Below are 24,662 nucleotides of genomic sequence, written 5' to 3'. Positions count from 1 at the left end.
ACAAGACACGCGGGGCGGCACGCCCGTACCGTCCGGGGCGTGGCAGTGGAACGGACAGAAGCGCTCGCAGACGTACGGGACGACGGAGGAGGAAAGCCGGACGGTGCCGTCGTACGGGACGCCCTCGGTGTCGGGGTCGCCGTCGGACTCTCCGGGTTCGCCTTCGGCGTGACCTCGGCGGGCAGCGGGCTCACCCTGCTCCAGACCTGTGCGCTCAGCCTGCTGGTGTTCACCGGCGCTTCCCAGTTCGCACTGGTGGGGGCGCTGGCGGCGGGCGGAGGGGCGTTCACGGCCGCCGCGGGGGCGTTCTTCCTCGGGGTGCGCAACGCGTTCTACGGGCTGCGGCTGTCGCAGTTGCTGGCGCTGCCCCGCGCGGTGCGGCCGTTCGCCGCGCAGTGGGTGATCGACGAGACGACCGCCGTCTCGCTCGCCCAGCCCGGCCGGCGCAGCGCGCGGATCGGGTTCCTGGTGACGGGGCTCAGCCTGTACGTCCTGTGGAACCTCACCACGCTGCTCGGCGCGCTGGGCGCCGAGGCGATCGGCGACACCGCCGCGTGGGGGCTGGACGCGGCCGGCCCCGCCGTCTTCCTGGCGCTGCTCGCGCCGATGCTGCGCACCGGGACCGAGCGGACCGTCGCCGGGCTCGCCGTTCTCCTGGGGCTGGGGCTGCTGCCCGTGCTGCCGGCCGGTGTGCCGGTCCTGGTGGCCGCGCTCGCGGCACCGGCCGTTCTGTGGGCGCAGGGCAGGAAGAGCGCCTCGCGCGGTGACGTGGCGGAGGAGGACCGTTGAACATCTGGATCGCGATCGGTGTGACCGCCGTAGGCTGCTACGCCGTCAAGCTCGCGGGGCTGCTGGTGCCCGCCGGGGTCCTGGAACGGCCCCTCGTCAGGCGTCTCGCCGCGCTTCTTCCGGTCGCCCTGCTCGCCGCGCTGACCGCTCAACAGACCTTCTCCGACGGCCAGGTCCTGGTTGTCGACGCGCGGGCGGTGGGGGTGGCGGCCGCGGCCGTGGCGCTGGTTCTGCGTGCTCCGTTCCTGCTCGTTGTCGGAGCCGCGGTCGTCGTGACGGCGGGGGTGCGGGCACTGGGCGGGTGAGGCGGCCGTCGCGACGTCCCACGGCGTCCGGCACGCGCAGGGCGCGGGCGGTGCGCGGCGGCCGGCCGACCGGGCCGCGCGGACCGGGTTCCAGCGCGTGGCCGTGACCGCCGTCGTCGTTCGCGGCGGGCGTCCGGCGCCGCCTCCACCGGACCGGCGCCGCCGTCCCGGAAGTGGCGGGCGGGGAGGTGCTCTTCGAGCACCCGCGCGGTGAGCCGGACGAACCGCTCCGCCCGCGCGAGCGGGCCCTGCGGCGGGGATGCCGGGGGCGGTGGGGCAGCTCCGGTGTCGGCCATGGGTCCGACCGCAGGCGGGAAGCGGTGCCGGCAGGCGGCCCGGCTCAGGACCGCCACCGCAGGCGGGATACTGGGCGCATGCGGTTGACGGTTTTCTGGGAGCGGATGGCGGAGCACTTCGGCGCGGGCTACGCCGACACCTTCGCGCACGACCATGTCATGTCCGAGCTCGGCGGGCGCACCGTGCACGAGGCGCTGGCGGCCGGCTGGAGCGCCAAGGACGTCTGGCAGGTGGTCTGCGCGGTCATGGGCGTCCCCGCGGAAAAGCGCTGATCGTCACAGAGACCGCCGGGGGCGCACGGCCGCCGCCGGCGTGGGCGAGACTTGCTCCGTGGCACCCACTGACGAAACCGGGCAGTCGGCCCGGCATCCCGACGCTCCCGGCGCGCCGCCGCCCGCCGGGCCCCCGACGGCCCCCATATCCGGGCCGGGCGCCCGCATGCCGCGCTGGCTGCCGCGCGCCATGGTGCTCGCCCTCGCGCTGTACGCCGTGTTCCAGCTGGGCAGCTGGGCCTTTCACGAGCTCATCGGCCTGCTGATCAACATCCTCATCGCGTTCTTCCTGGCGCTCGCCGTCGAGCCCGCGGTGAGCTGGATGGCCGCCCGCGGGGTGCGCCGGGGCCTGGGCACCTTCCTGGTCTTCCTGGGCGTGCTGATCGCGGCGGCGGGCTTCGTCACGCTGCTCGGGTCCATGCTGGCGGGACAGATCGTCAAGATCGTCGAGGACTTCCCGGACTACCTCGACTCCGTGATCAACTGGATCAACACGCACTTCCACACCGAGCTGCGGCGCGTGGACATCCAGGAGGGCCTGCTGCGCTCCGACTGGCTGCGCAACTACGTCCAGAACAGCGCCACCGGTGTCCTGGACGTCTCCGCGCAGGTCCTCGGCGGTCTCTTCCAGCTGCTGACCGTCGGTCTGTTCTCGTTCTACTTCGCCGCCGACGGGCCGCGGCTGCGGCGCACCGTCTGCTCCCTGCTGCCGCCCGCCCGGCAGGCCGAGGTGCTGCGCGCGTGGGAGATCGCCGTGAACAAGACGGGCGGCTACCTCTACTCGCGCGGACTGATGGCACTGGTCTCCGGCCTGGCGCACTACGTGCTGCTGGAGTTCCTCGAGGTGCCCTACGCGCCCGTCCTCGCCGTGTGGGTGGGTCTGGTGTCGCAGTTCATCCCCACCATCGGCACCTATCTCGCGGGCGCCCTGCCCATGCTGATCGCCTTCACGGTCGATCCCTGGTACGCGCTGTGGGTGCTGATCTTCGTGGTGGTCTACCAGCAGTTCGAGAACTACGTGCTGCAGCCCAAGCTGACCTCCAAGACCGTCGACATCCACCCGGCGGTCGCCTTCGGCTCGGTCGTCGCGGGCACCGCCCTGCTCGGCGCCGTGGGCGCGCTGATCGCCATCCCCGCCGTCGCCACCCTCCAGGCGTTCCTGGGCGCGTACGTGCGGCGGTACGACGTCACGGACGACCCCCGTGTGCTCGGGCACCGCGGCCCCGGCGACGGGCCGGGCATCCTCATGCGCGTCCGTCATCGGTGGGCCCGCCGGCCGGGCGCGGGGCGGTCACGCGGCGGAGAGACCGGGGCCTCCTGAGGACGGCCGCACCACGCGGCACGCAGGACTCCGGTGCCGCGTGGTGCGCTTGACACGAAAATCGAACATCCATTCTCATGGAAGTGCCGATGAGGCTCAACGGTGGGTGTTGTGTCCCAGTTTGGGAAGGAATGCACCCACGTTATCCACAGGCCGGAGGTGCGTCGGGGCGCGTTGTCAGTGGCAGGCGTTAGCGTCTTTGACGTGAAGCGATCGAATCAAGCAAATCGGGTGGAACCCATGGCAGGAACCGACCGCGAGAAGGCGCTCGACGCCGCGCTCGCACAGATTGAACGGCAATTCGGCAAGGGCGCGGTCATGCGCATGGGCGACCGGACGAACGAGCCCATCGAAATCATCCCGACCGGATCGACCGCGCTCGACGTGGCCCTCGGCGTCGGCGGCCTGCCGCGCGGCCGTGTGGTGGAGATCTACGGACCGGAGTCCTCCGGCAAGACGACCCTGACCCTGCACGCGGTGGCGAACGCGCAGAGGGCCGGCGGCCAGGTCGCCTTCGTGGACGCGGAGCACGCCCTCGACCCCGAGTACGCGAAGAAGCTCGGCGTCGACATCGACAACCTGATCCTGTCCCAGCCGGACAACGGCGAGCAGGCCCTGGAGATCGTGGACATGCTGGTCCGCTCCGGCGCCCTCGACCTCATCGTCATCGACTCCGTCGCCGCGCTCGTCCCGCGCGCGGAGATCGAGGGCGAGATGGGCGACAGCCACGTGGGTCTGCAGGCCCGCCTGATGAGCCAGGCCCTGCGGAAGATCACCAGCGCCCTCAACCAGTCCAAGACGACCGCGATCTTCATCAACCAGCTCCGCGAGAAGATCGGCGTGATGTTCGGCTCCCCGGAGACCACGACCGGTGGCCGCGCGCTGAAGTTCTACGCCTCGGTGCGTATCGACATCCGTCGCATCGAGACCCTGAAGGACGGCACCGAGGCGGTCGGCAACCGCACCCGCTGCAAGGTCGTCAAGAACAAGGTGGCGCCGCCCTTCAAGCAGGCCGAGTTCGACATCCTCTACGGCCAGGGCATCAGCCGCGAGGGCGGCCTGATCGACATGGGCGTGGAGCACGGCTTCGTCCGCAAGGCCGGCGCCTGGTACACGTACGAGGGCGACCAGCTCGGCCAGGGCAAGGAGAACGCCCGCAACTTCCTGAAGGACAACCCCGACCTCGCCAACGAGATCGAGAAGAAGATCCTGACGAAGCTGGGCGTCGGCGTACGGCCGGAGGAGCCCGCCGCCGAACCGGGCGCGGACGCCACGAGCACCGCCGCGGCCGAGCCGGCCGCGGTACCGGCCCCGGCGGCCAAGGCCACCAAGTCCAAGGCCGCGGCGGCCAAGAGCTGACCCGTGACGCGACGAACCGACTGGGCCGAGTACGAGTTCGCCGCCCCCGGTGCCCCACGGGGGAGGGGCACCGAGGGCGGCGACGGCTCAGCCGTGGACGGTGACGCGACGTACGACGACATCGCCGGCGGGGGCGGCCCCCGCGACGGGGATGGCACACGGGCGGGCGGCCCGCGTGACGGCGGCCCGCGTGACGGCGGCCCGCGTGACGGCGGGCCGCGCGGTGGACGCGGGCGCAGACGCCGGACCTTCGGCGAGGCGGTCGCGGAGGACGGGGGCGCCTCCTCCTCGTCGAGGGCCGAGCGGGAGGAACCTCCGGCGGACCCGGTCGAGCGGGCGCGGGCGATCTGCCTGCGCCTGCTCACCGGGACCCCGCGCACCCGGAAGCAGGTCGCCGACGCCCTGCGCAAGCGGGAGATCCCGGACGAGGCCGCCGAGGAGGTGCTGTCCCGGTTCGAGGAGGTCGGACTGATCGACGACAGTGCCTTCGCGGACGCCTGGGTGGAGTCCCGGCACCACGGCCGGGGACTCGCCCGGCGCGCGCTCGCCCGGGAGCTGCGCACCAAGGGCGTCGATCCCACGCTGATCGACGCGGCGGTCTCCCAGCTCGACTCCGAGCAGGAGGAGGAGACCGCCCGGGAGCTGGTCGCCCGCAAGCTGCGCGCCACCCGTGGCCTCGACCGCGACAAGCGGCTCCGCCGCCTCGCGGGAATGCTCGCCCGCAAGGGCTACCCCGAGGGCCTCGCCCTGCGCGTCGTCCGGCAGGCGTTGGAGGAGGAGGGCGAGGACACGGAGTTCCCCGGCTACGAGGGGTTCTGAGGGCAGCGGGACACACGGCCGCCCGCACCGGTCGCTCCGCTGCGACGCTCTACGCGGGCGCGGGGCACCACCGGCGACCGGGCGGCCGCCCCTAGCCGTTCCCCTGTGCGGGGACGGCATACACCAGCAGGTTCCGCTGGTAGCCCCCGCGTTCGCGGTCGTACGGGGGCGCGCAGGTGACCAGGGTCAGGACCGGACGTCCGTGGCGCCGGAACACCTCGTCGGGGAGCCTGTCCTTGTCGACCACCTCGCGGGCCTTCACCTCGTACCGTACGGGGGGCGCGTCCTCGCGGGCGACGGTGACGTCGTCGCCCTTCCGGACCTTGTACAGCTTGGCGAAAGCGCCCAGGTCGCCGGTGCGGTCGTCCACGTGGCCGATGAGGACGGCGGACCCGGCGGGGGCGCCCGGCGCCGGGCCGTAGCGGTACCAGCCCGCCTGCCCCGCGTCGTCGGGGATCTCCACCGTGCCGTCGTCCTTGACGCCGACGCCCATGATCCGGGCGTCCAGGGAGACCCGCGGGACGCGCAGTGCCGCCGGTTCGGGTGGAGGGCCGGAGGTGTTCTCCGCCTCGCCGGGTGCGTTGTCGTGGACCCTGGACGAGGTCCCGGCCGCGGGCTCCTGGGCCCGCGGCCGGACGCCGAAGTCCGACGGCACCGAGGCTCCGGACGGCCACAGTGACCAGACCAGCAGCGCCGCCAGGACGACGGCGGCTACCGCGGCGGCCCCGACGGCCGCCGCGGAGGGCCGTCCGCTCCTCGCGGAGGAACGCATGGCCGTCAGCCGCTCCGGGAACGTCGGCGACGGGCGGCCAGCAGACCGGCGACCGCGACGGCGCCCGCGGCGCCCCAGGCGAGCCAGACGGTGGCGGATTCGTTGTCGGAGGCCATGGCACCGCTCTCACCGGCGTTCACACCGTTCGGTGCGGAGTTCATGCCGTTGATCGTCTGTGTCTTCAGCGCGAGGTTGTCGTCCTCGGCGCTGCCCCAGGCGTAGACGACCGTGTGGCCTCCCTCGGCGAGGTCGAGGTCGACGGGGCCGATGGCCACGGTGTCGGTCCCCGCCAGGACGACATCGGCGTTCACCGTGCCGGCGGGCACCTCGAGCGACTTCTCGTTCGGGTTGGTCAGACCCTCGACGATCGGCTCTCCGCCCGCGCGGACGTCCACGGCGGGGGCCGCGGCCACGTGACGGACGGTCAGTCGCGACTGACCGGCCGGAACCTCGGAGGTGTCGTTGACGAACGCGGTGAGCGTGGGGGTGCCCTTCGCGTCGAGGTGGGCCGCGAGCGTGGCGTTCGCCCCGGCCGGGACGTCGACGCTCTTCTGGATGGCGGGATCACCGTCGGGTCCCTCGCCGTCGGCGAAGATCTCGATGTCGTAGGTGCCCGGGTCCAGGGGCTGGAGCTCGGTCAGGGCGCCGGGTTCGACGTCGGGAAGCAGTTCGTTCCCGTTGGCGTACACGTCGACGGTGAGGCCCGGAACACCGTGGAAGACGGACACGGACGCCTTGCCGTCCTCCTGCGCCGTAGCGTCCGCGGAGGCGGGGGCGGCCAGGGCGAGGGACAGTGCGCAGGCACCGGCGGTGGTGGCGGCGATCTTCCTGTTGCGCGAGTTCATCATCGGAACTCCCTCCATGGAGGGCCCGGTCGTACGTGGGCCCGGCTTCCGGACGAGCGGCTTCTCGGATGCGTCCCGCGACGGGTTCTTCGGCCCGATGCCCAGTGGCCCCTCGCCGGCCGGTGACCGGCGTCCGTTCGTGTGCCGTGTGCTGCCGCGGTCGGCGTCACAGGCGTGGGCTCGGGACGCTGTCAGGAGTGGTGTCACTGATGAGGTCGTGTGCGTGGTCGGGGTACCGGGCAGTGCATGCGCTCTTCGTCGAGCGGCCTGCTTCTCGTGACACCTGACCCATTGTGAGACGCCATGTTCCATTACGCCACTTGTGTCACTTACGTCCCAGCTGGAGACGGCGCGCCGACTCGGCAGCCCTCGTCAACGGCGCCGATCGACATGAGACCACAATTGGGCGAAAAAAATTTCAGGTAACTGTTGACGTGCTTTCTTGGGAGAGGCGACGCTGGAAGAGGCATTCATCCTCCTTTGTCCGGAAGGTGCGACGATGATGAGTTCTCTCCGCCCGCCCTCCTCGCCCGGTGTGCACCCCGTTGCGGCGCGCGGTCGTCCGCGCTCTCGGCGGCCGGTGGCCGCAGTGCTGGCCGACCGGCTCGATGACGTACCCGCGGTGGACGAGGCCGTCCGGCTCGCCGTCGCACGTGGCGCGCCGCTGCTGCTGATCGCGGTGCTGCCGCCGCTGCTGCCGCGAGCCGTGGCACCCCGGCCGGACGGGGCGACGGTTCGCGCGGTGCTGGGGCGTGCCCTGCCGCGCCCGGCCCGCGCCGGGATCGGGTACCGGCCGGTTGTCTGTCACCGTCCCGCCGGGCAGGGTGGTCGGCTGTGCGCGGCCAAGGGGCTGTTGGACGTGGCCATCGCCCACGGCTGCTCGTGGCTGGTGGTCTCCCGCAGTGGGCCGGAGGGGCTGGACGCGAGCACGGTGATGGAGGCGGCCGCCATCCGGGGTGGCCCGTTCATCCGCGCGGCTCCGCCGATGCCCTGGGCGCCGCTGGTCGAGTACCGCCCTCCCGTCTGACGCGGACGCATCGAGCCACCGGAGGGCTGTGCGAACAGGGAACGGCCATGGCCTGCGCCCCGCACGGTAGGAGATGGTCATGGCCGATGCCGCGTATCGGGCGCTGTCCGGGCCGGGGAGGGTTACGGGGTGGTGTGTCCGGAGTCGGCTGCGGGGGGCTCCTCGCGGTGGATGAAAGTGGCCAGCAGGTCGCCGACGGGGTGATCGGCCTCGGTGGGGTGGCGCAGGGCGACGGTGGGGTCGATCGTGTAATGGTTGCGGCGGCCGACGCGAGTGCGGGTGAGGTATCCGGCCGCTTCGAGGTCGGCGACGATCAGCTGGACGGCGCGTTCGGTGATGCCGATCCGGTCGGTGACGTCCCGGAGCCGCGCTTCGGGGTCCTGGGCGAGAGCGATCAGGACCCGGGCGTGGTTGGTCAGGAACGTCCAGTGCTCACCGCGTGCGGAGGAAGGCTGACTCATGGCCTTCATCATACGAAGGGGACTTCGCCTGACCAACAATGTTTTACGAAACACGTTTTGTGAAAACTTTTTCGCGTAACTCTTGACGGGTTATGAAGTGTCGAGTGATGCTGAACACACCCCGATTTCCTTCCGTGGTTCCGCTGGAAGGGGGCCCCGATGTCCCTTCGCACCCGTCCCGCCGCGACCGGCGCCCTGGCGCTGCCGGTCTCTCCGCCGCACCCGGTCACCGCGCTGATCACTCACCGGCCCGACGACCTCGCCGTGGTCGACGCGGCGGCCCGCCCGGCCGCCGCCCGCAACGCGCCGGTGCCGCCGGTCGCCGGCCTGTCCGCCCGGCGGCAGCCGGCGGATCACATCCGCGCCGACGTGTGGACGGACCGGTTGCCGTCGGCCGGGGCGCCGCCCCGACTTCGCAGCGCCGGTGTCGGTCACGCCCCCGTCGTCCGTCAGGTGCCGGCCCCTGACGGGACACAGGCACGGCTGCGGACCGCGGCCGGGACGCTGGTGGCGGCCGCGCGGTGTTGCTCGCCGCTGGTGGTCGCCTCCGGCCGGGGACCCACGGGTCCGGACGCGCACAGCCTGATCGAAGCCCCCGCCCTGCGCGGTGGCCCCTTCGTTCACGCCGTCGCCCCGACTCCTCGGCCGGAGCCCGCCGCGGACGCGGCGCGGGACCGGCCGCTCCGTCGCCCGCCGAGGCGCGCAACGTGTGGACGCCGGCCCAGCGGCGCCTGACCACCGCCCTCCGTCCTCCTGCTTCGCCCGAGGAAGTCGATGTCCCATGAATGATCTGTCGTTCACCGTCCCGCTGTGGGTGTGGGCCGCGGTCTCGCTCGTCATCGCCGTCATGCTCGCCGTCGACCTGATCGCTCACCGCGACAACCACGTCATCGGGTTCAAGGAAGCGGCCGTCTGGTCAGGGGTGTGGATCGCGATAGGCCTGGCCTTCGGCCTGGTCCTGTTCGCGTGGCAGGGCGGAGAGGTCTCCTCCACCTACTACGCCGGATACCTGATCGAAAAGGCACTGTCGATCGACAATGTCTTCGTCTTCGCCCTGGTCTTCTCGTTCTTCGCCGTGCCCGACGCCTACCAGCACAAGGTCCTGTTCTGGGGTGTCATCGGCGCTCTGGTCTTCCGGCTGGTGTTCATCTTCGTCGGCGCCGAACTGCTGCAGCTCTTCTTCTGGACCGCATACCTGTTCGGCGCGTTCCTCATCTGGACCGGCTACAAGATGGCCGTCTCCAAGGACGAGGAAGTCCATCCCGACCGCAACGTCGTCGTCCGTCTGGTCAAGAAGATCGTCCCCACCGACCCGACGTTCCACGGCGGCCGGTTCTTCACGAAGATCAACGGAAGGCGTGTGGCCACCCTGCTGTTCGTGGCACTGGTCGCGATCGAGGCCACCGACCTGATCTTCGCCGTCGACTCCGTCGCCGCGATCCTGGCGATCACCACCAACACCTTCCTGGTGTGGACCGCCAACGCCTTCGCGGTGCTCGGCCTGCGCAGCCTGTACTTCTGCCTGGCCGGGCTGCTGCGCCGTTTCGCCTACCTCCACTACGGGCTCGCGGTGCTGCTCGCCTTCGCAGGAGTCAAGCTGATCCTGTCCGAAACCCCCGTGGGCAAGCTGCCCATCCCCCTCACCCTCGGCGTCATCGTCGCCACCATCACGGTGTCCATCGGCTGGTCCCTCGTCGTCACGCGTGACGACGGCGGCACCACGCCGGGTACGGACGGCGCCGAAGCCGACCAGGCGACCGGGGCGGGCTCTCCCCCCTCTGCCCGCTCGCACGGTACGGAACCGCGCCGACCGTAGCGGTCGCCGTCCGCTCCACCGCTCTCTCGTGGGCGTCGCATACGCGGCGTCCACGGCCGTCGCCCGTGCCGGGGCCGATGCAGCACGGCGATGCGCGGAGACGGAACCTCAGCGCGACGCCGCCCCGGCGTCCGCCTTGGCGTCCGTCTCCGCCTCCGCGGTGGCGGGCCCGCCGACCGCCGCTTCCGCCGCCGCGTACAGGTCCGCCGGGCGGACCCCGCTCAGTGCCGTCACCAGATGACCGTCGGGGCGTACCAGCAGCACGGTGTGGGCCGCCGCCCCCGGATAGCTCTCGGCGACCAGCAGTTCGGCCCGGTGCGGCAGCGCCGAGACGGCCGCCGCCAGCCGGGGCATGATCCCGGCGGACACCCAGTGCCGGCGCTCCCACACCCCCGTACCGGGCGCGATCAGCACCACCAGCAGCGCACCCCGGCCGAACCGGTCCCGCAGCCGGACGAAGGTGCCGTCCTCCGCCGTGACCCGTACGTCCGTCACCGCGGAACCGGGAGCCGTTCCGATGGGCGTCTCGCCCTCGAGGCGGCCGGGAGCGAGCGGGGAGCCGGCGTACGTTCCCGGTGCGCCCAGTGCGCCCCGCCCCAGGTGACCGTCCATCAGCAGTGTGTCGTGTCCCCGCGCGGACCCGGGAACGCAGGAGCGCAGTCCACCGCCGCCGCGTACCAGCGGCAGCGCCTGGTCGGCGGCGCGCAGCCGGGCGGCGACGATGGCGCGGCGCTCGGTCTGGTAGCTGTCGAGCAGCGCCTCGTGCGGACCGTGGTGCCAGGCCAGCGCCAGCTTCCAGGCGAGGTTGTCGGCGTCGCGGAGCCCTTCCTCCAGCCCGTGCGTGCCCAGCGAGCCGAGCAGATGGGCCGCGTCCCCGGCGAGGAACACCCGGTCGGCCCGCCAGCGCCGGGCCAGCCGGTGGTGGACGGTGTGCACCCCGGTGTCCAGCAGTTCGTACGGCGGGGTCGGACCGTCGGTCCAGCCGGCCAGGGTCTCCCGGACCCGGCCCAGCAGCAGTTCGGGCGTGACCAGGTCCTTGCCCGGCGGCAGCAGCCAGTCCAGGCGCCACACCCCGTCCGGCAGCGGGCGCGCGGTGATCTCCCGGGCCGGGGGACCGGACGTGCGCCACGGCGGCGTGCGGTGCAGCAGCGCCTCGTCGTACCAGGGAAGTTCGGTGCGCAGGGCGGCCACGGCGTGACGTTCCACCGCGGTGCGGCCGGGGAAGCGGATGTCCTGGAGCTTGCGCACGGTCGAGCGCGGACCGTCGCAGCCGACCAGGTAGCTGCCGCGCCACCAGGTGCCGGTGTCGCCGCGGGTATGGGCGGTGACGCCCGAGGGTTCCTGCTCCATGGTGTCCAGCCTGCTGTTCACGGCGATCCTGACGAGCCGCTCGCCGGCGAGGGCCGCGCGCAGCGCACCCGTCAGGACGTGCTGGGCGATGTGCAGGGGCGCGGGCTCGGTGTCGCCGAAGGCGACCTCGGCCGTCACCTGCTTGCGCCGCATCGACCGCCATCCGGCCCAACGGACACCGGCGTGCGCGAGCGGCGCGCCGGTCAGCCGCTCCATGAGCGCGGCGGTCTCCTCGCGCAGTACGACGGTGCGCGCCGGGCGGGGTTCGTCCTTGCCCGGCCCTTCGTCGAGGACCACGCACGGCACTTCCTGGCGTGCCAGCGCCAGCGCGAGCGTGAGCCCGACGGGCCCCGCTCCGACGATGATCACCGGGTCCACGGCGCGGCGCCCCCTGCTCGAAGTGACGTCCGAAGGGACGTGGAGGAACAGGAAGATGGAGCAGGGTGCACGATCACAGAACGTATGCAACCTATTGCCGGTGCTTGCGTCAAGTGACCGAAGGGCAGTGGCGATCATGAAGTGGGGAGGGGCCGGTCACACCACTTGACTGTTCATCACACGAGTCCGGGGTGTACGGCTCCTCCGCACCGCCGACGACAGCCGGCAACTCGACATGACTGTGGCCCGCCGGGATGCGGCGGGCCACAGTCATGTCGTGCGTCAGGCGGGCGTCACTTCTCCGCACCGGTCCCGTGCGTGCCACCGACCTCGGCCGCGTTGAGGTCGTCGACGTCCTCCGGGCCGAGCACCGCGCCCGTACTGCGCTTGCTGCGGCGCAGGCGTCCTTCGAGCCAGGAGGCGAAGGAGGTGAGGATGAAGTTCAGGACGATGAAGATGACCGCCACCACGATGAAGCTGGGGATGACGTTGGCGTAGTTGGCCGCCAGCGTGCCGCGCGAGTTCAGCAGCTCGGTGAAGCCGAGCATCACGCCGCCGAGCGCGGTGTCCTTCACGATGACGACCAGCTGGCTGACGATCGCCGGGAGCATCACCGTGACCGCCTGCGGCAGCAGGATGCTGCTCATCGTCTGGCTCTTGCGCAGGCCGATCGCCTGGGCCGCCTCGCTCTGCCCCTTGGGCAGGGCGAGGATGCCGGCCCGGACCACCTCGGCGAGGACCGAGGCGTTGTAGAGCACCAGGCCGGTGACGACCGCGTAGAGGGGCCGGTCCTCGCTGGTGACGTCCGTGGAACGGGCGAAGAACTCGTTGGCGAACAGCATCAGCAGCAGCACCGGGATGGCGCGGAAGAACTCCACCACCACGGCGGCCGGGATGCGTACCCACCGGTGGTCCGACATCCGGGCGATGCCGAGCACCGCGCCCAGCGGAAGCGCGATGACCATGGCCAGCGCCGCCGCCTTCAGCGTGTCCGCGAGGCCGGGCAGCAGATAGGTCGTCCACGCCTCGGACGTGGTGAAGGGCTCCCACAGGGACCACTCCAGCTGGCCCTTGTCGTCCAGCACCTGCCAGACCCACCACAGCAGCAGGGCGAGCAGGACGAAGAAGACGACCGAGAAGATCAGGTTGCGCCGCTTGGCCTTCGGGCCGGGGGCGTCGTAGAGAACAGAAGTCATCGCTTCACCGCCAGGCGCTTGCTCAGCCAGTTGAGGATCAGGCCGGTGGGCAGGGTCAGCACCACGAATCCGAAGGCGAAGACCGCGCCGATGAGCAGCGTCTGTGCCTCGTTCTCGATCATTTCCTTCATCAGCAGGGCGGCCTCCGCCACACCGATGGTGGCCGCCACGGTGGTGTTCTTGGTCAGTGCGATCAGCACGTTGGCCAGAGGGCCGATGACCGAGCGGAATGCCTGCGGCAGCACGACGAGCGACAACACCTGGCTGAAGCTCAGTCCGAGGGCCCGTGCCGCCTCAGCCTGTCCGACGGGCACCGTGTTGATGCCGGAGCGGATCGCCTCGCACACGAAGGCCGCGGTGTAGGCGATCAGACCGAGCACTGCCAACCGGAAGTACTTGAGTTCGAAGTCGTCCGGCGCGCCCATCGCCACGCCGAAGATGTCGGCGAGGCCGAGCGACGTGAAGACGATGATGACGGTCAGAGGAATGTTCCGGACGATGTTCACGTAGGCGGTGCCGAAACCACGCATCAGCGGCACCGGGCTGACCCGCATGGCCGCCAGCAGGGTGCCCCAGATCAGGGATCCGATGGCCGAGAAGACGGTGAGCTGCACCGTGACCCAGAAAGCGCCCAGCAGGGACGGGTCGTCATAGTCAGAAATAAAGTCGAACACGATCTCCCGCGCTTCCGGGTGTGTGGTCTACGGGGCGGACGCGGCGCGCCGCCGTCCTGATCGCGACGGACGGCGGCACGCCTTCTGGACCCGCGTTGCGGTCCTGGGCTTACTTGACGATGTTGCCGATCTGCGGGGCCGGCTCGTTCTTGTACTCGGCCGGGCCGAAGTTCGCCTCGACCGCCTTGTCCCAGGACTTGTCGCTGACCATCTTCTCCAGGGCGTCGTTGATCTTGTTGACGGTCTCGGTGTCGCCCTTCTTGACGCCGATGCCGTAGTTCTCGTTGCTCAGCTTGAGGCCGGCGAGCTCGAACTTGCCCTTGTACTGGTCCTGCGCGGCGTAGCCGGCGAGGATCGAGTCGTCGGTGGTCAGCGCGTCCACGGCTCCACTCTGCAGGGCGGAGAGGCACTCCGAGTAGCCGCCGCGCTCAGTCAGCTGCGCGTCCGGGGCGAAGTCCTTCTTGACGTTCTGCGCCGACGTCGAGCCGGTCACCGAGCAGAGCTTCTTGTCGTTCAGGTCGGTGGCCTCGGAGATGTCCGCGCCCTTCTTCACCAGCAGGTCCTGGTGGGCCAGCAGGTAAGGGCCGGCGAAGTCGACCTTCTCCTTGCGCTCGTCGGTGATGGAGTAGGTCGCCGCGATGAACTTCACGTCCCCGCGCGAGAGGGCGTTCTCACGGTCGGCGCTCTTGGTCTCGACCCACTCGATCTGGTCGGGCTCGTAGCCGAGCTCCTTGGCGACGTAGGTCGCCACGTCCACGTCGAAGCCGGAGAAGGAGCCGTCCGGAGTCTTCAGACCGAGACCGGGCTGGTCGTACTTGATGCCGATCTTGATCTTGTCGCCGCCGCCCCCGGAGGAACCGTTGTCACCGCTGTCGTCGCCGCCACAGGCGGTGGCGGTCAGGGCGAGAGCGAACACGACGGCCGAGGCGGCGGTGACCTTGCGGAGCTTCATGGTGCACATCCTTTGACTCTGATGAAGTGATGCGGCCCGGGCGGTGTCCGGTGACGCAGGTCGTCGGGGCGCGAAACGCGCCTCAGTGGTGAAGGATCTTCGACAGGAAGTCCTTGGCGCGGTCACTGCGCGGATTGCTGAAGAACTGGTCCGGCGAAGCCTGTTCGACGATGCGACCGTCCGCCATGAACACCACACGATTTGCCGCCGAACGGGCGAATCCCATCTCGTGCGTGACGACGATCATGGTCATGCCCTCGCGGGCGAGCTGCTGCATGACCTCCAGCACCTCGTTGATCATCTCCGGGTCGAGGGCCGACGTCGGCTCGTCGAAGAGCATGACCTTGGGCTCCATCGCCAGGGCCCGCGCGATGGCGACACGCTGCTGCTGGCCACCGGAGAGCTGCGCGGGGTACTTCTCGGCCTGCGCGCCCACGCCGACCCGGTCGAGCAGGGCACGGGCCCGCTCCTCGGCGGCCTTCTTGTCCTTCTTACGGACCTTGATCTGGCCCAGCATCACGTTCTCGAGCACGGTCTTGTGCGCGAAGAGGTTGAAGGACTGGAAGACCATGCCCACGTCGGCCCGCAGCCGGGCGAGCTCCTTGCCCTCGTGGGGCAGGTGCTTGCCGTCGATGGTGATCGACCCGGAGTCGATCGTCTCCAGACGGTTGATGGTGCGGCACAGGGTGGACTTCCCGGACCCGGAGGGTCCGATGACCACGACGACTTCGCCACGGGCGATCGTCAGGTCGATGTCCTGGAGTACGTGCAACGCGCCGAAGTGCTTGTTGACGCTCCTCAGGACGACCAGATCGCCGGTCGCGGCCACATCTTCCTTGGCCACCGATACTTCGGTCATCGCTCTCAGGCTCCGTCCTCCTCGGTTTCGGAGGACAGTAGTAACCCGTCAGACCTGCGTCATCACATCTGAGGGGAATCTGAGCATCACGATCCGATAGCAATCGGACACTTGTCGTAGCACTTGTGAGCAGGGGTGATTTCGGCCGGGTAACGGTACGGAAGAGCAACCGGAACCCTCTTGACGCCGTCCTCGTTCATCGGCGTCACTGCAAGGTGCACGCGCGCGTGCACGCGTTTTCATACACATGGAGAGCATACGGCCGATGAACCGAAGGGGGCCCTGGTGAGACTGCTTCTCGTCGAGGACGACAACCACGTCGCCGCCGCCCTGTCGGCGGTCCTGGCGCGGCACGGGTTCGACGTCACCCACGCGCGCAGCGGCGAGGAGGCGCTCCAGGCACTCGTCCCCGAGGGCGACGGCTTCGGTGTCGTCCTGCTCGACCTGGGACTGCCCGATCAGGACGGCTACGAGGTCTGCGGCAAGATCCGCAAGCGCACCAGCACGCCGGTGATCATGGTCACCGCGCGGTCCGACGTGCGTTCGCGCATCCACGGCCTCAACCTCGGCGCCGACGACTACGTGGTCAAGCCGTACGACACGGGGGAGCTGCTCGCGCGGATCCACGCCGTCAGCCGGCGCACCGTCCACGAGGAGGCCACGGGCGGTACGGAGACCGGGCTGCGGCTCGGCCCGGTCCGCATCGAGCTGTCGACCCGCCAGGTCAGCGTCAACGGTTCGGTCGTCCAGCTGACCCGCAAGGAGTTCGATCTGCTCGCCCTGCTCGCCCAGCGGCCGGGGGTCGTCTTCCGTCGGGAGCAGATCATCAGCGAGGTGTGGCGCACCAGCTGGGAGGGGACCGGGCGCACCCTGGAGGTGCACGTCGCCTCCCTGCGCGCCAAGCTCCGCATGCCCGCCCTCATCGAGACCGTGCGCGGCGTCGGCTACCGGCTCGTCGCGCCCACGGCGTAGCGGGGCCGGGTGCACACACGTCTGCTTCCGCTGCTCATCGTCCTGATGGCGGCCGTCCTGCTCGCCCTCGGCGTTCCGCTGGCCGTCAGCCTGGCCGGTGCGGAGCAGCAGGACGTCATCGTCGACCGGATCGACGACACCGCGCGCTTCGCGGCGCTCGCCCAGTTCGTCACCGAGCCCACCGACCCGACCGGCGTGGACATCAACGAGCGTCGTGAGACGCTCAGCAGCGAGCTGCACAGCTACCACAGGGTGTACGGCATCCGCGCGGGTGTCTTCTACCTCAACGACTCGCCCATGGCGCACGCCCCTGACGACTGGTTCCTGCCCCGCGAGGGCGAGGTGCGCGACGCCTTCGAGGAGTCGCTGCTCAGCCGCCGCAGCCACGACCCCGAGCAGGTGTGGCCCTGGCAGCGGCGCAGCCTGGTGGTGGCCTCACCGGTCATCCGGGACGGCGACGTCGTCGCGGTCGTGGTCACCGACTCGCCGACCGGGCAGATGCGCTCCCGCATCCTCCGGGGCTGGCTGGTCATCGCCGCGGGGGAGGCGGCCGCGATGCTGCTCGCGGTCGGCGCGGCGCTGCGGCTGACCGGCTGGGTGCTCAAGCCCGTACGGATCCTGGACGCCACCACCCACGACATCGCCACCGGACGGCTGAAGTCCCGGGTCGCGGCGGCCGGCGGGCCGCCGGAACTGAGACGGCTCGCCCGGTCGTTCAACGAGATGGCCGACAACGTCGAGAGCGTGCTGGAGCAGCAGCGCGCCTTCGTCGCCGACGCCTCGCACCAGCTCCGCAACCCGCTCTCGGCGCTGCTGCTGCGCATCGAGCTGCTCGCCCTGGAGCTGCCCGAGGGCAACGAGGAGATCGCCTCGGTGCAGGCCGAGGGCAAGCGCCTGGCGCAGGTCCTGGACGACCTGCTCGACCTGGCGCTCGCCGAGCACAGCGAGGCCAACCTCCAGGTCGCCGACATCGGCGCCCTGACCGCCGAGCGCGTCGCGGCCTGGTCGCCGACCGCCGAGGCCAAGGGCGTCCGCCTGACCGGCACCTGCCCGCCGACCACCGCGTGGGCCGACCCGGTGGCGCTGTCCAGCGCCCTGGACGCGGTCATCGACAACGCGGTGAAGTTCACGCCCGAGGGCGAGGACGTCGAGGTGACCGTCGCCTCCAACGGTGACATGTCCACCGTCGTCGTCACCGACAACGGCCCGGGACTGACCGAGGAGGAGTTGACCCGCGTCGGCGACCGCTTCTGGCGCAGCGGGCGGCACCAGAACATCAAGGGCTCGGGCCTCGGCCTGTCCATCACGCGGGCGCTGCTCGCGGCGGGCGGCGGCTCGATCGCGTACGAGCGCCACGAGCCGCACGGACTGCGGGTGACCGTGATGGTGCCGAGGAACGCCCCGCCGACGGGTGAGGCGGCGGCTCAGGGCTTGACGGACCGGTAGTACCGGCGGGCGCCCTCGTGCAGCCGGAGCGGGTCGGTGTAGATCGCGGTGCGTACGTCGACCAGCTGGGCGGAGTGGACGTGCGCCCCGATGTTGTCCCGGCTCTTGAGCACGATGCGGGTCAGCCACTCGGTGAGCCGGGGATCCGCGTCCGCCCGGGTGATCAGGAGGTTGGACACCGCCATCGTCGCGACGGGCGCGCTGGGCCGGCTGCCCGGGTAGGCCGACTCCGGCATGTTGGTGACGCGGTAGTGGCGCGTGGCGCCGCCCTGTTCGTGCAGCTTGGAGACGAGCTCGGCGTCGATCGGCACGAACCGGAGCGCGGACTGCTCGGCGAGTGTCCTCAGGCCGTCCGTGGGCAGTCCGCCGGACCAGAAGAAGGCGTCCAGGCCGTGCCCGAGCCGCTCCGGGCCGTTGTCGATGCCGTCGGAGGAAGGCTCGATGTCCGTCTCCGGGTCGATGCCGGCCGCGCGGAGCACCCGGTTGGCGATGAGCCGGACGCCCGACTTGGGCGGCCCTATGGCGACCCGCTTGCCCCGCAGGTCGTCGACGGTCTCGATGCCCGAGTCGGGCGCGACGGCGAGCTGCACGTAGTCGTCGTACAGGCGTGCCACCCCGCGCAGCCGGTCGGCGCCCGGCCGGTCGCTGAGCCGGTACGTCTCCACCGCGTCGGCCGCGGCGATCGCGAAGTCGGCCTCCCCGGTCGCCACGCGGCGCACGTTCTCCTGCGACCCGTCACTCGTCTTCAGGCGTACGTCGAGGTCGGGCATGTGCTTGCCGAGTGAGCTGCGCAGGAGTACGCCGTACTTCTGGTAGACCCCCGCGCGGGTGCCCGTGCTCAGCGTGATCGTCCCGCCGGGCGGTTCCTCTTCCCAGGGCGCCAGCCACCACAGCAGCAGTCCGAGTACGACGAGAGCGGCGGCGGTGCCCCGCAGGGCCCGTCGCCTGCCGATCCGGGACAGCGTGTGGGACATGCGCGCGATCCTGCCAGTCGGGGTGGCCGCTGACCAGGGCGGAGCTCACAGCGGGCCGGGGAGTGTCCGTGGCGGCCGCTACAGTCGCGGGCATGAGTTCTTCGCCCGCCGATCTGGTCCGTGACTTCCACCGTGCCTTCGGGCTGGACGCCCGTGACGTACCGTCCGAGGTTTCGCCGGAGCTCGGTGCCCATCGTGGTGAGCTGCTCGCCGAGGAGGCGCGGGAGGTGGCGGAGGTGTCGGTGGCGGGGCCGCTCGATCGGCTGGCGCATGAGCTGGCCGACGTGGTGTACGTCGCGTACGGCACCGCGCTGGTGCATGGGATCGACCTCGATGCGGTGATCGCGGAGGTCCATCGGTCCAACATGAGCAAGCTGGGGCCCGACGGGCAGGTCAGTCGGCGTGCCGACGGCAAGGTGCTCAAGGGGGAGCACTACGAGGCGCCGGATGTGTCGGGGGTGCTGCGGCGGCAGGGGTGGGTGCCGGGCGGGGCGGCTTGAGCAGCGCCCCGGGGTATGTCGTCCGGTGTGGCTGCGGGGCGGGGATGGGTCGCGCTGCCCGGCGCTTGCGGAGTGCCGCTGCGCCCACCCGTGCCGCCCCAGCGGCACGACTGCCCGCAGTTACGGGGGAGTGGCGCCGGCCCAGCGGCACGACTGCCCGCAGCTGCGGGGGAGTGGCGCCGGCCCAGCGGCACGACTGCCCGCAGCCATGGGGGCGTGACTGCCCGCAGTCATGCGGTGGTGACCACGTTGCGGCCTGTTTCGTGGGCGTAGAGGGGGGTGCGGTCGTGGAGGGAGGCGTGGACTGCCATGTGGGCGTCCCTGCGGCGCTGGGCGGGGCCGTCCGGGAGGTGGAGGATGCCCGCGTTGCCCCGTGAGCCGCGCTGGATCTCGGCGGTGCGCGGGACGCGCAGGGACTCGTAGCGGGCCAGGCGCTCCGGGACCGCCGGGGCGGGCGCGTCCGCCAGGCAGGCGGCCAGGTCCATCGCGTCCTCGATCGCCTGGTTGGCGCCCTGCGCCATGAACGGCAGCATCGGGTGGGCCGCGTCCCCGAGGAGCGTGATGCGGTTCGTGGACCAGGTGCGCAGCGGCGGACGGTCGTACAGGGCCCACAGGTGGGTCGAGCCGACCGCCGCGACGACGTCCGCGACGAGCCCCGTCCAGCCGCCGAAGACCGCGCGCAGCGCGTCCGGGTCGCCCGGTCGGGACCAGGACTCGCGCGGCGGGGCGCCGGTGGTCAGCGGCACGGTCGCGGCGTAGCTGAGGTACGCGCCGGACGCCACGGGATAGCAGACGAAGTGCCCGCCGGGCCCGAGCCACAGCCGCACCAGCCGCTCGCGGGCCCCCGCCGGCAGTGCGTCCGCCGGGACCAGGCCGCGGTAGATGCCCAGGCCGGAGAAGACCGGCGCGTCGGTGCGCAGGGTCTCGCGGACCGTGGAGTGGATGCCGTCCGCGCCGATCACCACGTCCGCCTCGCGGACCGTACCGTCGTCGAAGGAGAGCCGTACGCCCGTACCGTCCGCCGTCTCCTCCGCCGCCCGCAGCCGTTCGCCGAGGCGCAGCCGGTCCCGGTCGGTCAGGGAGAGCAGCGCCTCGTGCAGATGCGCCCGGTGGATCGTCAGGTACGGCGCCGCGAACATGCGCTCGCACTCCGCGCCGAGCGGTGTGCGCGCGATGGGCCGGCCGTTCCAGCCGCGCACCTCCATCGCCTCGACGCGCACCCCGTGCTCCTCCAGCGCGGGTCCGAGGCCCAGCCGCAGCAGCGGGCGGACCGCGTTGGGCGAGAGCTGCACGCCCGCGCCCACCTCGGACAGCACGCGGGTCTGCTCGTGGACCACGTACGGCGTGCCGTTCGCGGCCAGCGCGCCGGCCAGGGCCAGTCCGCCGATGCCGGCGCCGACGACGGCGACCCGCGGTCGCCGCTCCTGGCCCGAGACATCCCCGGCGTTCCCGGCGTACCCGGGCCGCCGCCGCGCTCCGCTCTCGCTCCCCAACCGCACGTCTGGGACCGCCTTCCGCGTCTTCGCTCCACGCCCGTTCACCGTCGCGATGGGTGCGCGGCGTGAGCGCACTGTCATCGGTCGTGCGCCGAGCATGTGCCGCGCCGCACCGCGCGGCAACGGCCCGCCGGTCCGTCACTGACAACTGTCGCCGCTTGTGTGACGGACGTCATCGGTTCCCCCGCCGACCCTGCTGCCGGGCCCCTTGCCGGACCTAACTTCCTGAGGGAGACAGCCACTACATCCTTGGAGGCACGCGGTGACACGGGAACGACGACGGGAGCGACCGCGGTGACCGCGGTGGCCGTTGACGGCCTGCTCAAGAAGTACGGGGACCACGAGGCCGTGCGCGGCGTGGACTTCGCCGTCGAGGAGGGCGAGATCTTCGCGCTCCTCGGACCGAACGGCGCCGGCAAGACCACCACCATGGAGATCCTGGAGGGCTTCCGGCAGCGGGACGGCGGCAGCGTACGGGTCCTCGGCCGCGACCCCGGCGACAAGGCGGACGGGCGGTGGCTGCGCGGGCAGATCGGGCTCGTGCTCCAGGACATCGCCGTGGAGCCGTACCTGTCGGTGCGCGAGACCATCGCCCGCAACGCGGGCTACTACCCCGCCCCGCGCGACACCGACGAGGTCATCGACCTGGTGGGGCTCCGGGAGAAGGAGGGCGCGAAGGTCAAGGACCTGTCCGGAGGGCAGAAGCGGCGGCTCGACCTCGCCCTGGGCGTGATCGGTGACCCGAAGCTGCTGTTCCTGGACGAGCCGACCACCGGCTTCGACCCGGGCGCCCGCCGCGGTGCCTGGGAGGTCGTACGCAACCTGCGCGACGCCGGTACGACCATCATGCTGACCACGCACTACATGGACGAGGCGCAGGCGCTCGCCGACTCGGTCGCCGTCATCGCCGGCGGGCGGATCGTCGCCTCCGGCACCCCGGACACCCTGGGCGGCCGGGACAGCGCGCTGGCCCGGATCCGGTTCGCGCTGCCGGCCGGCGCCGCCATCGGGGACCTGCCGATCCCGGTCAGCGACGCCGAGGACGGCCTGGTCACGGCCGAGGCCGAGGAGCCGACGGCGGTCCTGCACCGGCTCACCTCCTGGGCGCTGGAGCGCGGCACGCCGCTGGAGCGGCTGACCGTGGAACAGCCCACCCTGGAGGACGTCTACCTGGGGCTGACCAGCTCGTACGCACAGCAGGACGCCTCGTCCCCGTCCGCCGAACGGGGCCAGGCCCCGGCGGCCCGCGGGCGCCGTGGGCGCCGACCCGGACGGAGCAGCCGATGACCAGCACCCTTCCCCCCACGACCACCACACCCGGCAGGCGATCCGCCCGCCCCGACGCCGAACGGCCGGACGAACGGGGCTCGTTCGCCCTGCTCGCCCACCAGATCCGCTACGAGCAGCTGTCGTTCTGGCGCAACCCGCAGTCGATGGTGTTCACCTTCGTCCTGCCCGTCGTGATCATCGCGATCTTCGGCGCCGTGTTCGGCGGCGGCCAGGACGAGGACTTCTTCTTCGGCATGAGCGGCATGCAGTACTACACGCCGACCATCGCCGCCGTGTCCGTACTGGGGGCCTGCTACGGCCAGTTGGCGATCGTGCTCGCCATGCGCCGGCAGACCGGCGTCCTCAAGCGGCTGCACGCCACCCCGCTGCCCGCCTGGGTGTACTTCGCGGGCCTGCTGGTGCACTGCGTCGTCGTGAGCGTCGTCGACGTCGCGCTCGTCATCGGCATCGGACGCCTGTACGGGGTGCCGTGGCCCACCCACTGGGCCGCGCTCGCGGTCACCCTGGCGTTCGGCGCGGCCGGCTTCTGCGCGCTCGGCGTCGGGGTCGCCTCGCTCATCCGCAACTCCGAGGCGGCGCCCGCGGTCGTGCAGTTCATCCAGTTCCCGCTGGTGTTCATCTCCGGCAGCTACTTCCCCATCCACTCCGGCGTCCTCAACGAGATCGCCGGGCTGCTCCCGGTGAAGCCCTTCAACGACGCCATGCTGGCGTCCTTCGCGCACGGTGCCGGCTTCCAGTGGAAGGAGCTCACGGTGCTCGCGGCCTGGGGCGTCGTCGGCGCCCTGATCGCGGTGCGCCGCTTCCGCTGGGACCCGCGCCCCGAGTAGAGCCGGACGACCGCTCCGGACCACCACATCGAGGGGGCCTCTGTGAGGCCCCCTCGCGGCTCTCCGGAAACCCCACGACGTTTGAAAGGACCCCATCATGTCCACGAACCACACCCCCCACCCGCGGACCGTCGACGCCCCGGCGGGCAGCTGGCACCTCGAACCCGCCGACTCCACGGTGGAGTTCACCGGCCGCCACTTCTTCTTCCTGCCCGTACGCGGCTCACTGCCCGTGCGTTCCGGCCGCGCCGAAATCGCCGCCGACGGCACCCTGGCCGGCCTGGACGCCACGGTCGGCGTCGCCGGCTTCGAGAGCGGCAACCCGCAGCGGGACACGGCCGTGCGCGGCCCGCGGTTCCTCGACGCGGAGCGCCACCCGGAACTGCGCTTCACCGGCGAGCGTCTCACCACCGGACCGGGCGTCACCGGACTGCTGGAGGTCAAGGGCCGCAGGACGCCGGTGACGTTCACGGTCGACGAGCTGACCACCGACGGCGAGCGGGCCACCGTACGGGCCACCGCCCGCGTCGACCGGCACGCGTGCGGTGTCGGCGCCATGCGGGGCCTGGTCGGGGCGGAACTCCTGGTACGGGTGAAGGCCGTCTTCGTACGCCGGCCATGAGCCGCACCGCGCGCACGCGGAACGAGGCCCGGCCGGAGGGGGAATCCGGCCGGGCCTCCGCGTCGGCACCCACGGGGCGCGGGGGTCACCCCACGGGTGCCGGGCCGGCCGCCGGCTGCCGCACCGGGAAGACGTGGGACAGCCAGGCGTAGGTGCGCAGCTCCTCCAGCAGGCTCAGGCCCAGCCGGTTGTGCAGCATGTGGGCGTGGGAGAAGAGGATCATTCCGGGGTGGGTCGGTGAGTGCCGCCGGATGTCGTCGGCATGGGCCGCCAGACCCTCGTACCAGCCGGTGAACGGGCCGTGCGCCTCGGGCGTGATCCGTACCGCGTCCGGGTCCTGGCCGACGTGGGTGATCCGGTCGAGCAGGGCGTCGGGGTGGCCCGCGTCGGACGCCCAGGCCCGCCAGGCGTCCAGGCCCCGCGCGAAGTAGTGGGCACGCTCGACGGGACCGCCGAGGGCGACGGCGGCGGACAGGGTGCCGCGCAGCGCCAGCCGGGCGCGCCGCGCCTCGTCGGTGATGCCCGGGGCGAGCCGCAGCACGAGTGCGCTGGACAGGTGGAACAGGGACTCGGCGGCCGGCATGAGGGCGTGACCGCCGTAGCGTTCGAACTCCGGGTCGTAGTCGGCACGGTGGACGCCGGGCGGCAGCAGCGCCCGGACGGTGGAGTTGACGCCGGTCTCGCCGGCGGCGGCGAGCCGGGCCGCGCTCTCCTCGTAGGCGTCGGCGGCCAGCGGCTCCTCCCCGGGCGCGAGCCGGCCCGCCGTGGCGAGCCGGTCGCGCAGCGCGTGCTCGACGCGCGCGCGGGCGTCCGGGGCGAGGTCCGCGATCCGCAGCCGCAGATGGGGACCCGACTGCCAGTAGCGGATGAAGAACCACTCGGTACCGGGCGGCAGTTCGCGGACCGCGGGCCCGATGACATCGGTGAGGACGCGGTCGTGGGCGCCGCGGGCGGTGGTGCCGAGGTGGAGGTGCCAGGCGCTCCAGCGCCGCGGTGCGGTGGGCTCGGTCATGGGCGGGCTTCCTTGTCGTCCGGAGGGCGTG

At 71.7% G+C, this 24,662-nt stretch carries 26 protein-coding genes; 15 read left to right on the top strand and 11 right to left on the bottom strand.

Annotated elements, in window-relative coordinates:
- The first annotated feature begins 39 nt into the window (after positions 1 to 39).
- The 6 genes from ACIA6T_RS27490 to recX all read left to right on the top strand — a co-directional run bounded on the left by ACIA6T_RS27490 (position 40) and on the right by recX (position 5,162).
- On the top strand, positions 40 to 789 hold the full coding sequence (locus ACIA6T_RS27490; RefSeq protein WP_399449158.1) for an AzlC family ABC transporter permease: 750 nt from the start codon (positions 40 to 42) through the stop codon (positions 787 to 789).
- Positions 786 to 1,094, top strand: coding sequence for an AzlD domain-containing protein (locus ACIA6T_RS27485; RefSeq protein WP_399449157.1), 309 nt, complete (start codon positions 786 to 788; stop codon positions 1,092 to 1,094). The genes ACIA6T_RS27490 and ACIA6T_RS27485 overlap by 4 nt, the downstream gene beginning before the upstream one ends.
- Positions 1,095 to 1,468: 374 nt before the next feature.
- A complete protein-coding gene (locus ACIA6T_RS27480) occupies positions 1,469 to 1,663 on the top strand; it encodes a DUF3046 domain-containing protein (protein ID WP_399449156.1) in 195 nt (64 codons plus the stop codon).
- 58 nt (positions 1,664 to 1,721) lie between these two features.
- Positions 1,722 to 2,984 carry an AI-2E family transporter gene (locus tag ACIA6T_RS27475; protein WP_399449155.1) on the top strand — a complete coding sequence of 421 codons (1,263 nt, stop codon included), beginning with the start codon at positions 1,722 to 1,724 and terminating at the stop codon, positions 2,982 to 2,984.
- Between the two features lie 240 nt (positions 2,985 to 3,224).
- Positions 3,225 to 4,343 (top strand): recombinase RecA, encoded by a 1,119-nt coding sequence (recA, locus tag ACIA6T_RS27470; protein WP_399449154.1) that lies wholly within the window; start codon positions 3,225 to 3,227, stop codon positions 4,341 to 4,343.
- A 3-nt stretch (positions 4,344 to 4,346) separates the two neighbouring features.
- The gene (recX, locus tag ACIA6T_RS27465; protein ID WP_399449153.1) at positions 4,347 to 5,162 is read left to right on the top strand and encodes a recombination regulator RecX; all 816 of its coding nucleotides are present in this window, start codon (positions 4,347 to 4,349) and stop codon (positions 5,160 to 5,162) included.
- Positions 5,163 to 5,253: 91 nt separating this feature from the next.
- Here the strand turns inward: recX and ACIA6T_RS27460 are convergent, their stop codons facing one another.
- Entirely contained in the window at positions 5,254 to 5,934 is a 681-nt protein-coding gene (locus ACIA6T_RS27460) for a class F sortase (RefSeq protein WP_399449152.1), read from the bottom strand.
- A gap of 5 nt (positions 5,935 to 5,939) precedes the next feature.
- The gene (locus ACIA6T_RS27455) at positions 5,940 to 6,782 is read right to left on the bottom strand and encodes a DUF4397 domain-containing protein (RefSeq protein ID WP_399449151.1); all 843 of its coding nucleotides are present in this window, start codon (positions 6,780 to 6,782) and stop codon (positions 5,940 to 5,942) included.
- Between the two features lie 577 nt (positions 6,783 to 7,359).
- Here ACIA6T_RS27455 and ACIA6T_RS27450 point away from each other — a divergent pair.
- Positions 7,360 to 7,806 carry a universal stress protein gene (locus tag ACIA6T_RS27450; RefSeq protein WP_399449150.1) on the top strand — a complete coding sequence of 149 codons (447 nt, stop codon included), beginning with the start codon at positions 7,360 to 7,362 and terminating at the stop codon, positions 7,804 to 7,806.
- A gap of 122 nt (positions 7,807 to 7,928) precedes the next feature.
- Here the strand turns inward: ACIA6T_RS27450 and ACIA6T_RS27445 are convergent, their stop codons facing one another.
- A complete protein-coding gene (locus ACIA6T_RS27445) occupies positions 7,929 to 8,267 on the bottom strand; it encodes a helix-turn-helix transcriptional regulator (protein WP_399449149.1) in 339 nt (112 codons plus the stop codon).
- A 159-nt stretch (positions 8,268 to 8,426) separates the two neighbouring features.
- On the opposite strand from ACIA6T_RS27445, the gene ACIA6T_RS27440 reads away from it, so the two are divergent.
- Positions 8,427 to 9,002, top strand: coding sequence for a universal stress protein (locus ACIA6T_RS27440; RefSeq protein WP_399449148.1), 576 nt, complete (start codon positions 8,427 to 8,429; stop codon positions 9,000 to 9,002).
- Positions 9,003 to 9,048: 46 nt separating this feature from the next.
- Positions 9,049 to 10,083: a TerC family protein gene (locus ACIA6T_RS27435; protein WP_399449147.1), complete on the top strand. Its 1,035-nt coding sequence runs from the start codon at positions 9,049 to 9,051 to the stop codon at positions 10,081 to 10,083.
- Positions 10,084 to 10,191: 108 nt separating this feature from the next.
- Here the strand turns inward: ACIA6T_RS27435 and ACIA6T_RS27430 are convergent, their stop codons facing one another.
- The 5 genes from ACIA6T_RS27430 to ACIA6T_RS27410 all read right to left on the bottom strand — a co-directional run bounded on the left by ACIA6T_RS27430 (position 10,192) and on the right by ACIA6T_RS27410 (position 15,492).
- On the bottom strand, positions 10,192 to 11,811 hold the full coding sequence (locus ACIA6T_RS27430) for an FAD-dependent monooxygenase (RefSeq protein ID WP_399449146.1): 1,620 nt from the start codon (positions 11,809 to 11,811) through the stop codon (positions 10,192 to 10,194).
- A 293-nt stretch (positions 11,812 to 12,104) separates the two neighbouring features.
- The gene (locus ACIA6T_RS27425) at positions 12,105 to 13,007 is read right to left on the bottom strand and encodes an amino acid ABC transporter permease (RefSeq protein WP_399449145.1); all 903 of its coding nucleotides are present in this window, start codon (positions 13,005 to 13,007) and stop codon (positions 12,105 to 12,107) included.
- The gene (locus ACIA6T_RS27420) at positions 13,004 to 13,681 is read right to left on the bottom strand and encodes an amino acid ABC transporter permease (RefSeq protein WP_399449144.1); all 678 of its coding nucleotides are present in this window, start codon (positions 13,679 to 13,681) and stop codon (positions 13,004 to 13,006) included. The genes ACIA6T_RS27425 and ACIA6T_RS27420 overlap by 4 nt, the downstream gene beginning before the upstream one ends.
- A gap of 109 nt (positions 13,682 to 13,790) precedes the next feature.
- Entirely contained in the window at positions 13,791 to 14,633 is an 843-nt protein-coding gene (locus tag ACIA6T_RS27415) for a glutamate ABC transporter substrate-binding protein (protein WP_399449143.1), read from the bottom strand.
- A gap of 82 nt (positions 14,634 to 14,715) precedes the next feature.
- Entirely contained in the window at positions 14,716 to 15,492 is a 777-nt protein-coding gene (locus ACIA6T_RS27410) for an amino acid ABC transporter ATP-binding protein (protein ID WP_399449142.1), read from the bottom strand.
- Between the two features lie 285 nt (positions 15,493 to 15,777).
- Between ACIA6T_RS27410 and ACIA6T_RS27405 the strand changes: the two genes are divergently transcribed.
- Together ACIA6T_RS27405 and ACIA6T_RS27400 are read left to right on the top strand one after the other, a co-directional pair.
- Positions 15,778 to 16,464 carry a response regulator transcription factor gene (locus ACIA6T_RS27405; protein WP_399449141.1) on the top strand — a complete coding sequence of 229 codons (687 nt, stop codon included), beginning with the start codon at positions 15,778 to 15,780 and terminating at the stop codon, positions 16,462 to 16,464.
- Between the two features lie 9 nt (positions 16,465 to 16,473).
- Positions 16,474 to 17,910: a HAMP domain-containing sensor histidine kinase gene (locus tag ACIA6T_RS27400; protein ID WP_344567127.1), complete on the top strand. Its 1,437-nt coding sequence runs from the start codon at positions 16,474 to 16,476 to the stop codon at positions 17,908 to 17,910.
- Here ACIA6T_RS27400 and ACIA6T_RS27395 read toward each other — a convergent pair.
- Positions 17,889 to 18,884 (bottom strand): TAXI family TRAP transporter solute-binding subunit, encoded by a 996-nt coding sequence (locus tag ACIA6T_RS27395; protein WP_399449140.1) that lies wholly within the window; start codon positions 18,882 to 18,884, stop codon positions 17,889 to 17,891. The genes ACIA6T_RS27400 and ACIA6T_RS27395 overlap by 22 nt on opposite strands.
- Positions 18,885 to 18,976: 92 nt before the next feature.
- Here ACIA6T_RS27395 and ACIA6T_RS27390 point away from each other — a divergent pair, with 92 nt between their 5' ends.
- The gene (locus ACIA6T_RS27390; protein ID WP_399449139.1) at positions 18,977 to 19,384 is read left to right on the top strand and encodes a MazG nucleotide pyrophosphohydrolase domain-containing protein; all 408 of its coding nucleotides are present in this window, start codon (positions 18,977 to 18,979) and stop codon (positions 19,382 to 19,384) included.
- A 230-nt stretch (positions 19,385 to 19,614) separates the two neighbouring features.
- Here ACIA6T_RS27390 and ACIA6T_RS27385 read toward each other — a convergent pair whose 3' ends face one another.
- Positions 19,615 to 20,883 carry an FAD-dependent monooxygenase gene (locus ACIA6T_RS27385; protein WP_399449138.1) on the bottom strand — a complete coding sequence of 423 codons (1,269 nt, stop codon included), beginning with the start codon at positions 20,881 to 20,883 and terminating at the stop codon, positions 19,615 to 19,617.
- Positions 20,884 to 21,174: 291 nt separating this feature from the next.
- On the opposite strand from ACIA6T_RS27385, the gene ACIA6T_RS27380 reads away from it, so the two are divergent.
- The 3 genes from ACIA6T_RS27380 to ACIA6T_RS27370 all read left to right on the top strand — a co-directional run bounded on the left by ACIA6T_RS27380 (position 21,175) and on the right by ACIA6T_RS27370 (position 23,619).
- Positions 21,175 to 22,167: an ABC transporter ATP-binding protein gene (locus ACIA6T_RS27380; protein ID WP_399449137.1), complete on the top strand. Its 993-nt coding sequence runs from the start codon at positions 21,175 to 21,177 to the stop codon at positions 22,165 to 22,167.
- Entirely contained in the window at positions 22,164 to 22,997 is an 834-nt protein-coding gene (locus tag ACIA6T_RS27375) for an ABC transporter permease (protein WP_399449136.1), read from the top strand. The genes ACIA6T_RS27380 and ACIA6T_RS27375 overlap by 4 nt, the downstream gene beginning before the upstream one ends.
- A gap of 97 nt (positions 22,998 to 23,094) precedes the next feature.
- A complete protein-coding gene (locus ACIA6T_RS27370) occupies positions 23,095 to 23,619 on the top strand; it encodes a YceI family protein (protein WP_399449135.1) in 525 nt (174 codons plus the stop codon).
- An 85-nt stretch (positions 23,620 to 23,704) separates the two neighbouring features.
- Here ACIA6T_RS27370 and ACIA6T_RS27365 read toward each other — a convergent pair whose 3' ends face one another.
- A complete protein-coding gene (locus tag ACIA6T_RS27365) occupies positions 23,705 to 24,631 on the bottom strand; it encodes a thiopeptide-type bacteriocin biosynthesis protein (protein ID WP_399449134.1) in 927 nt (308 codons plus the stop codon).
- Between the last annotated feature and the right edge of the window lie 31 nt (positions 24,632 to 24,662).

It is taken from the genome of Streptomyces sp. NPDC051740, from assembly GCF_044453165.1.
GTDB classification, from domain to species: domain Bacteria; phylum Actinomycetota; class Actinomycetes; order Streptomycetales; family Streptomycetaceae; genus Streptomyces; species Streptomyces atrovirens.
This window is presented reverse-complemented; position numbering and strand designations above follow the sequence as displayed.

Coding starts and splice junctions, on each gene's coding strand:
- ACIA6T_RS27480 (WP_399449156.1), top strand. CDS start 1,469: ATGCGGTTGACGGTTTTCTGGGAGCGGATGGCGGAGCACTTCGGCGCG.
- recA (WP_399449154.1), top strand. CDS start 3,225: ATGGCAGGAACCGACCGCGAGAAGGCGCTCGACGCCGCGCTCGCACAG.
- ACIA6T_RS27460 (WP_399449152.1), bottom strand. CDS start 5,934: ATGCGTTCCTCCGCGAGGAGCGGACGGCCCTCCGCGGCGGCCGTCGGG.
- ACIA6T_RS27455 (WP_399449151.1), bottom strand. CDS start 6,782: ATGATGAACTCGCGCAACAGGAAGATCGCCGCCACCACCGCCGGTGCC.
- ACIA6T_RS27445 (WP_399449149.1), bottom strand. CDS start 8,267: ATGAGTCAGCCTTCCTCCGCACGCGGTGAGCACTGGACGTTCCTGACC.
- ACIA6T_RS27440 (WP_399449148.1), top strand. CDS start 8,427: ATGTCCCTTCGCACCCGTCCCGCCGCGACCGGCGCCCTGGCGCTGCCG.
- ACIA6T_RS27435 (WP_399449147.1), top strand. CDS start 9,049: ATGAATGATCTGTCGTTCACCGTCCCGCTGTGGGTGTGGGCCGCGGTC.
- ACIA6T_RS27425 (WP_399449145.1), bottom strand. CDS start 13,007: ATGACTTCTGTTCTCTACGACGCCCCCGGCCCGAAGGCCAAGCGGCGC.
- ACIA6T_RS27415 (WP_399449143.1), bottom strand. CDS start 14,633: ATGAAGCTCCGCAAGGTCACCGCCGCCTCGGCCGTCGTGTTCGCTCTC.
- ACIA6T_RS27410 (WP_399449142.1), bottom strand. CDS start 15,492: ATGACCGAAGTATCGGTGGCCAAGGAAGATGTGGCCGCGACCGGCGAT.
- ACIA6T_RS27395 (WP_399449140.1), bottom strand. CDS start 18,884: ATGTCCCACACGCTGTCCCGGATCGGCAGGCGACGGGCCCTGCGGGGC.
- ACIA6T_RS27390 (WP_399449139.1), top strand. CDS start 18,977: ATGAGTTCTTCGCCCGCCGATCTGGTCCGTGACTTCCACCGTGCCTTC.
- ACIA6T_RS27375 (WP_399449136.1), top strand. CDS start 22,164: ATGACCAGCACCCTTCCCCCCACGACCACCACACCCGGCAGGCGATCC.
- ACIA6T_RS27370 (WP_399449135.1), top strand. CDS start 23,095: ATGTCCACGAACCACACCCCCCACCCGCGGACCGTCGACGCCCCGGCG.
- ACIA6T_RS27365 (WP_399449134.1), bottom strand. CDS start 24,631: ATGACCGAGCCCACCGCACCGCGGCGCTGGAGCGCCTGGCACCTCCAC.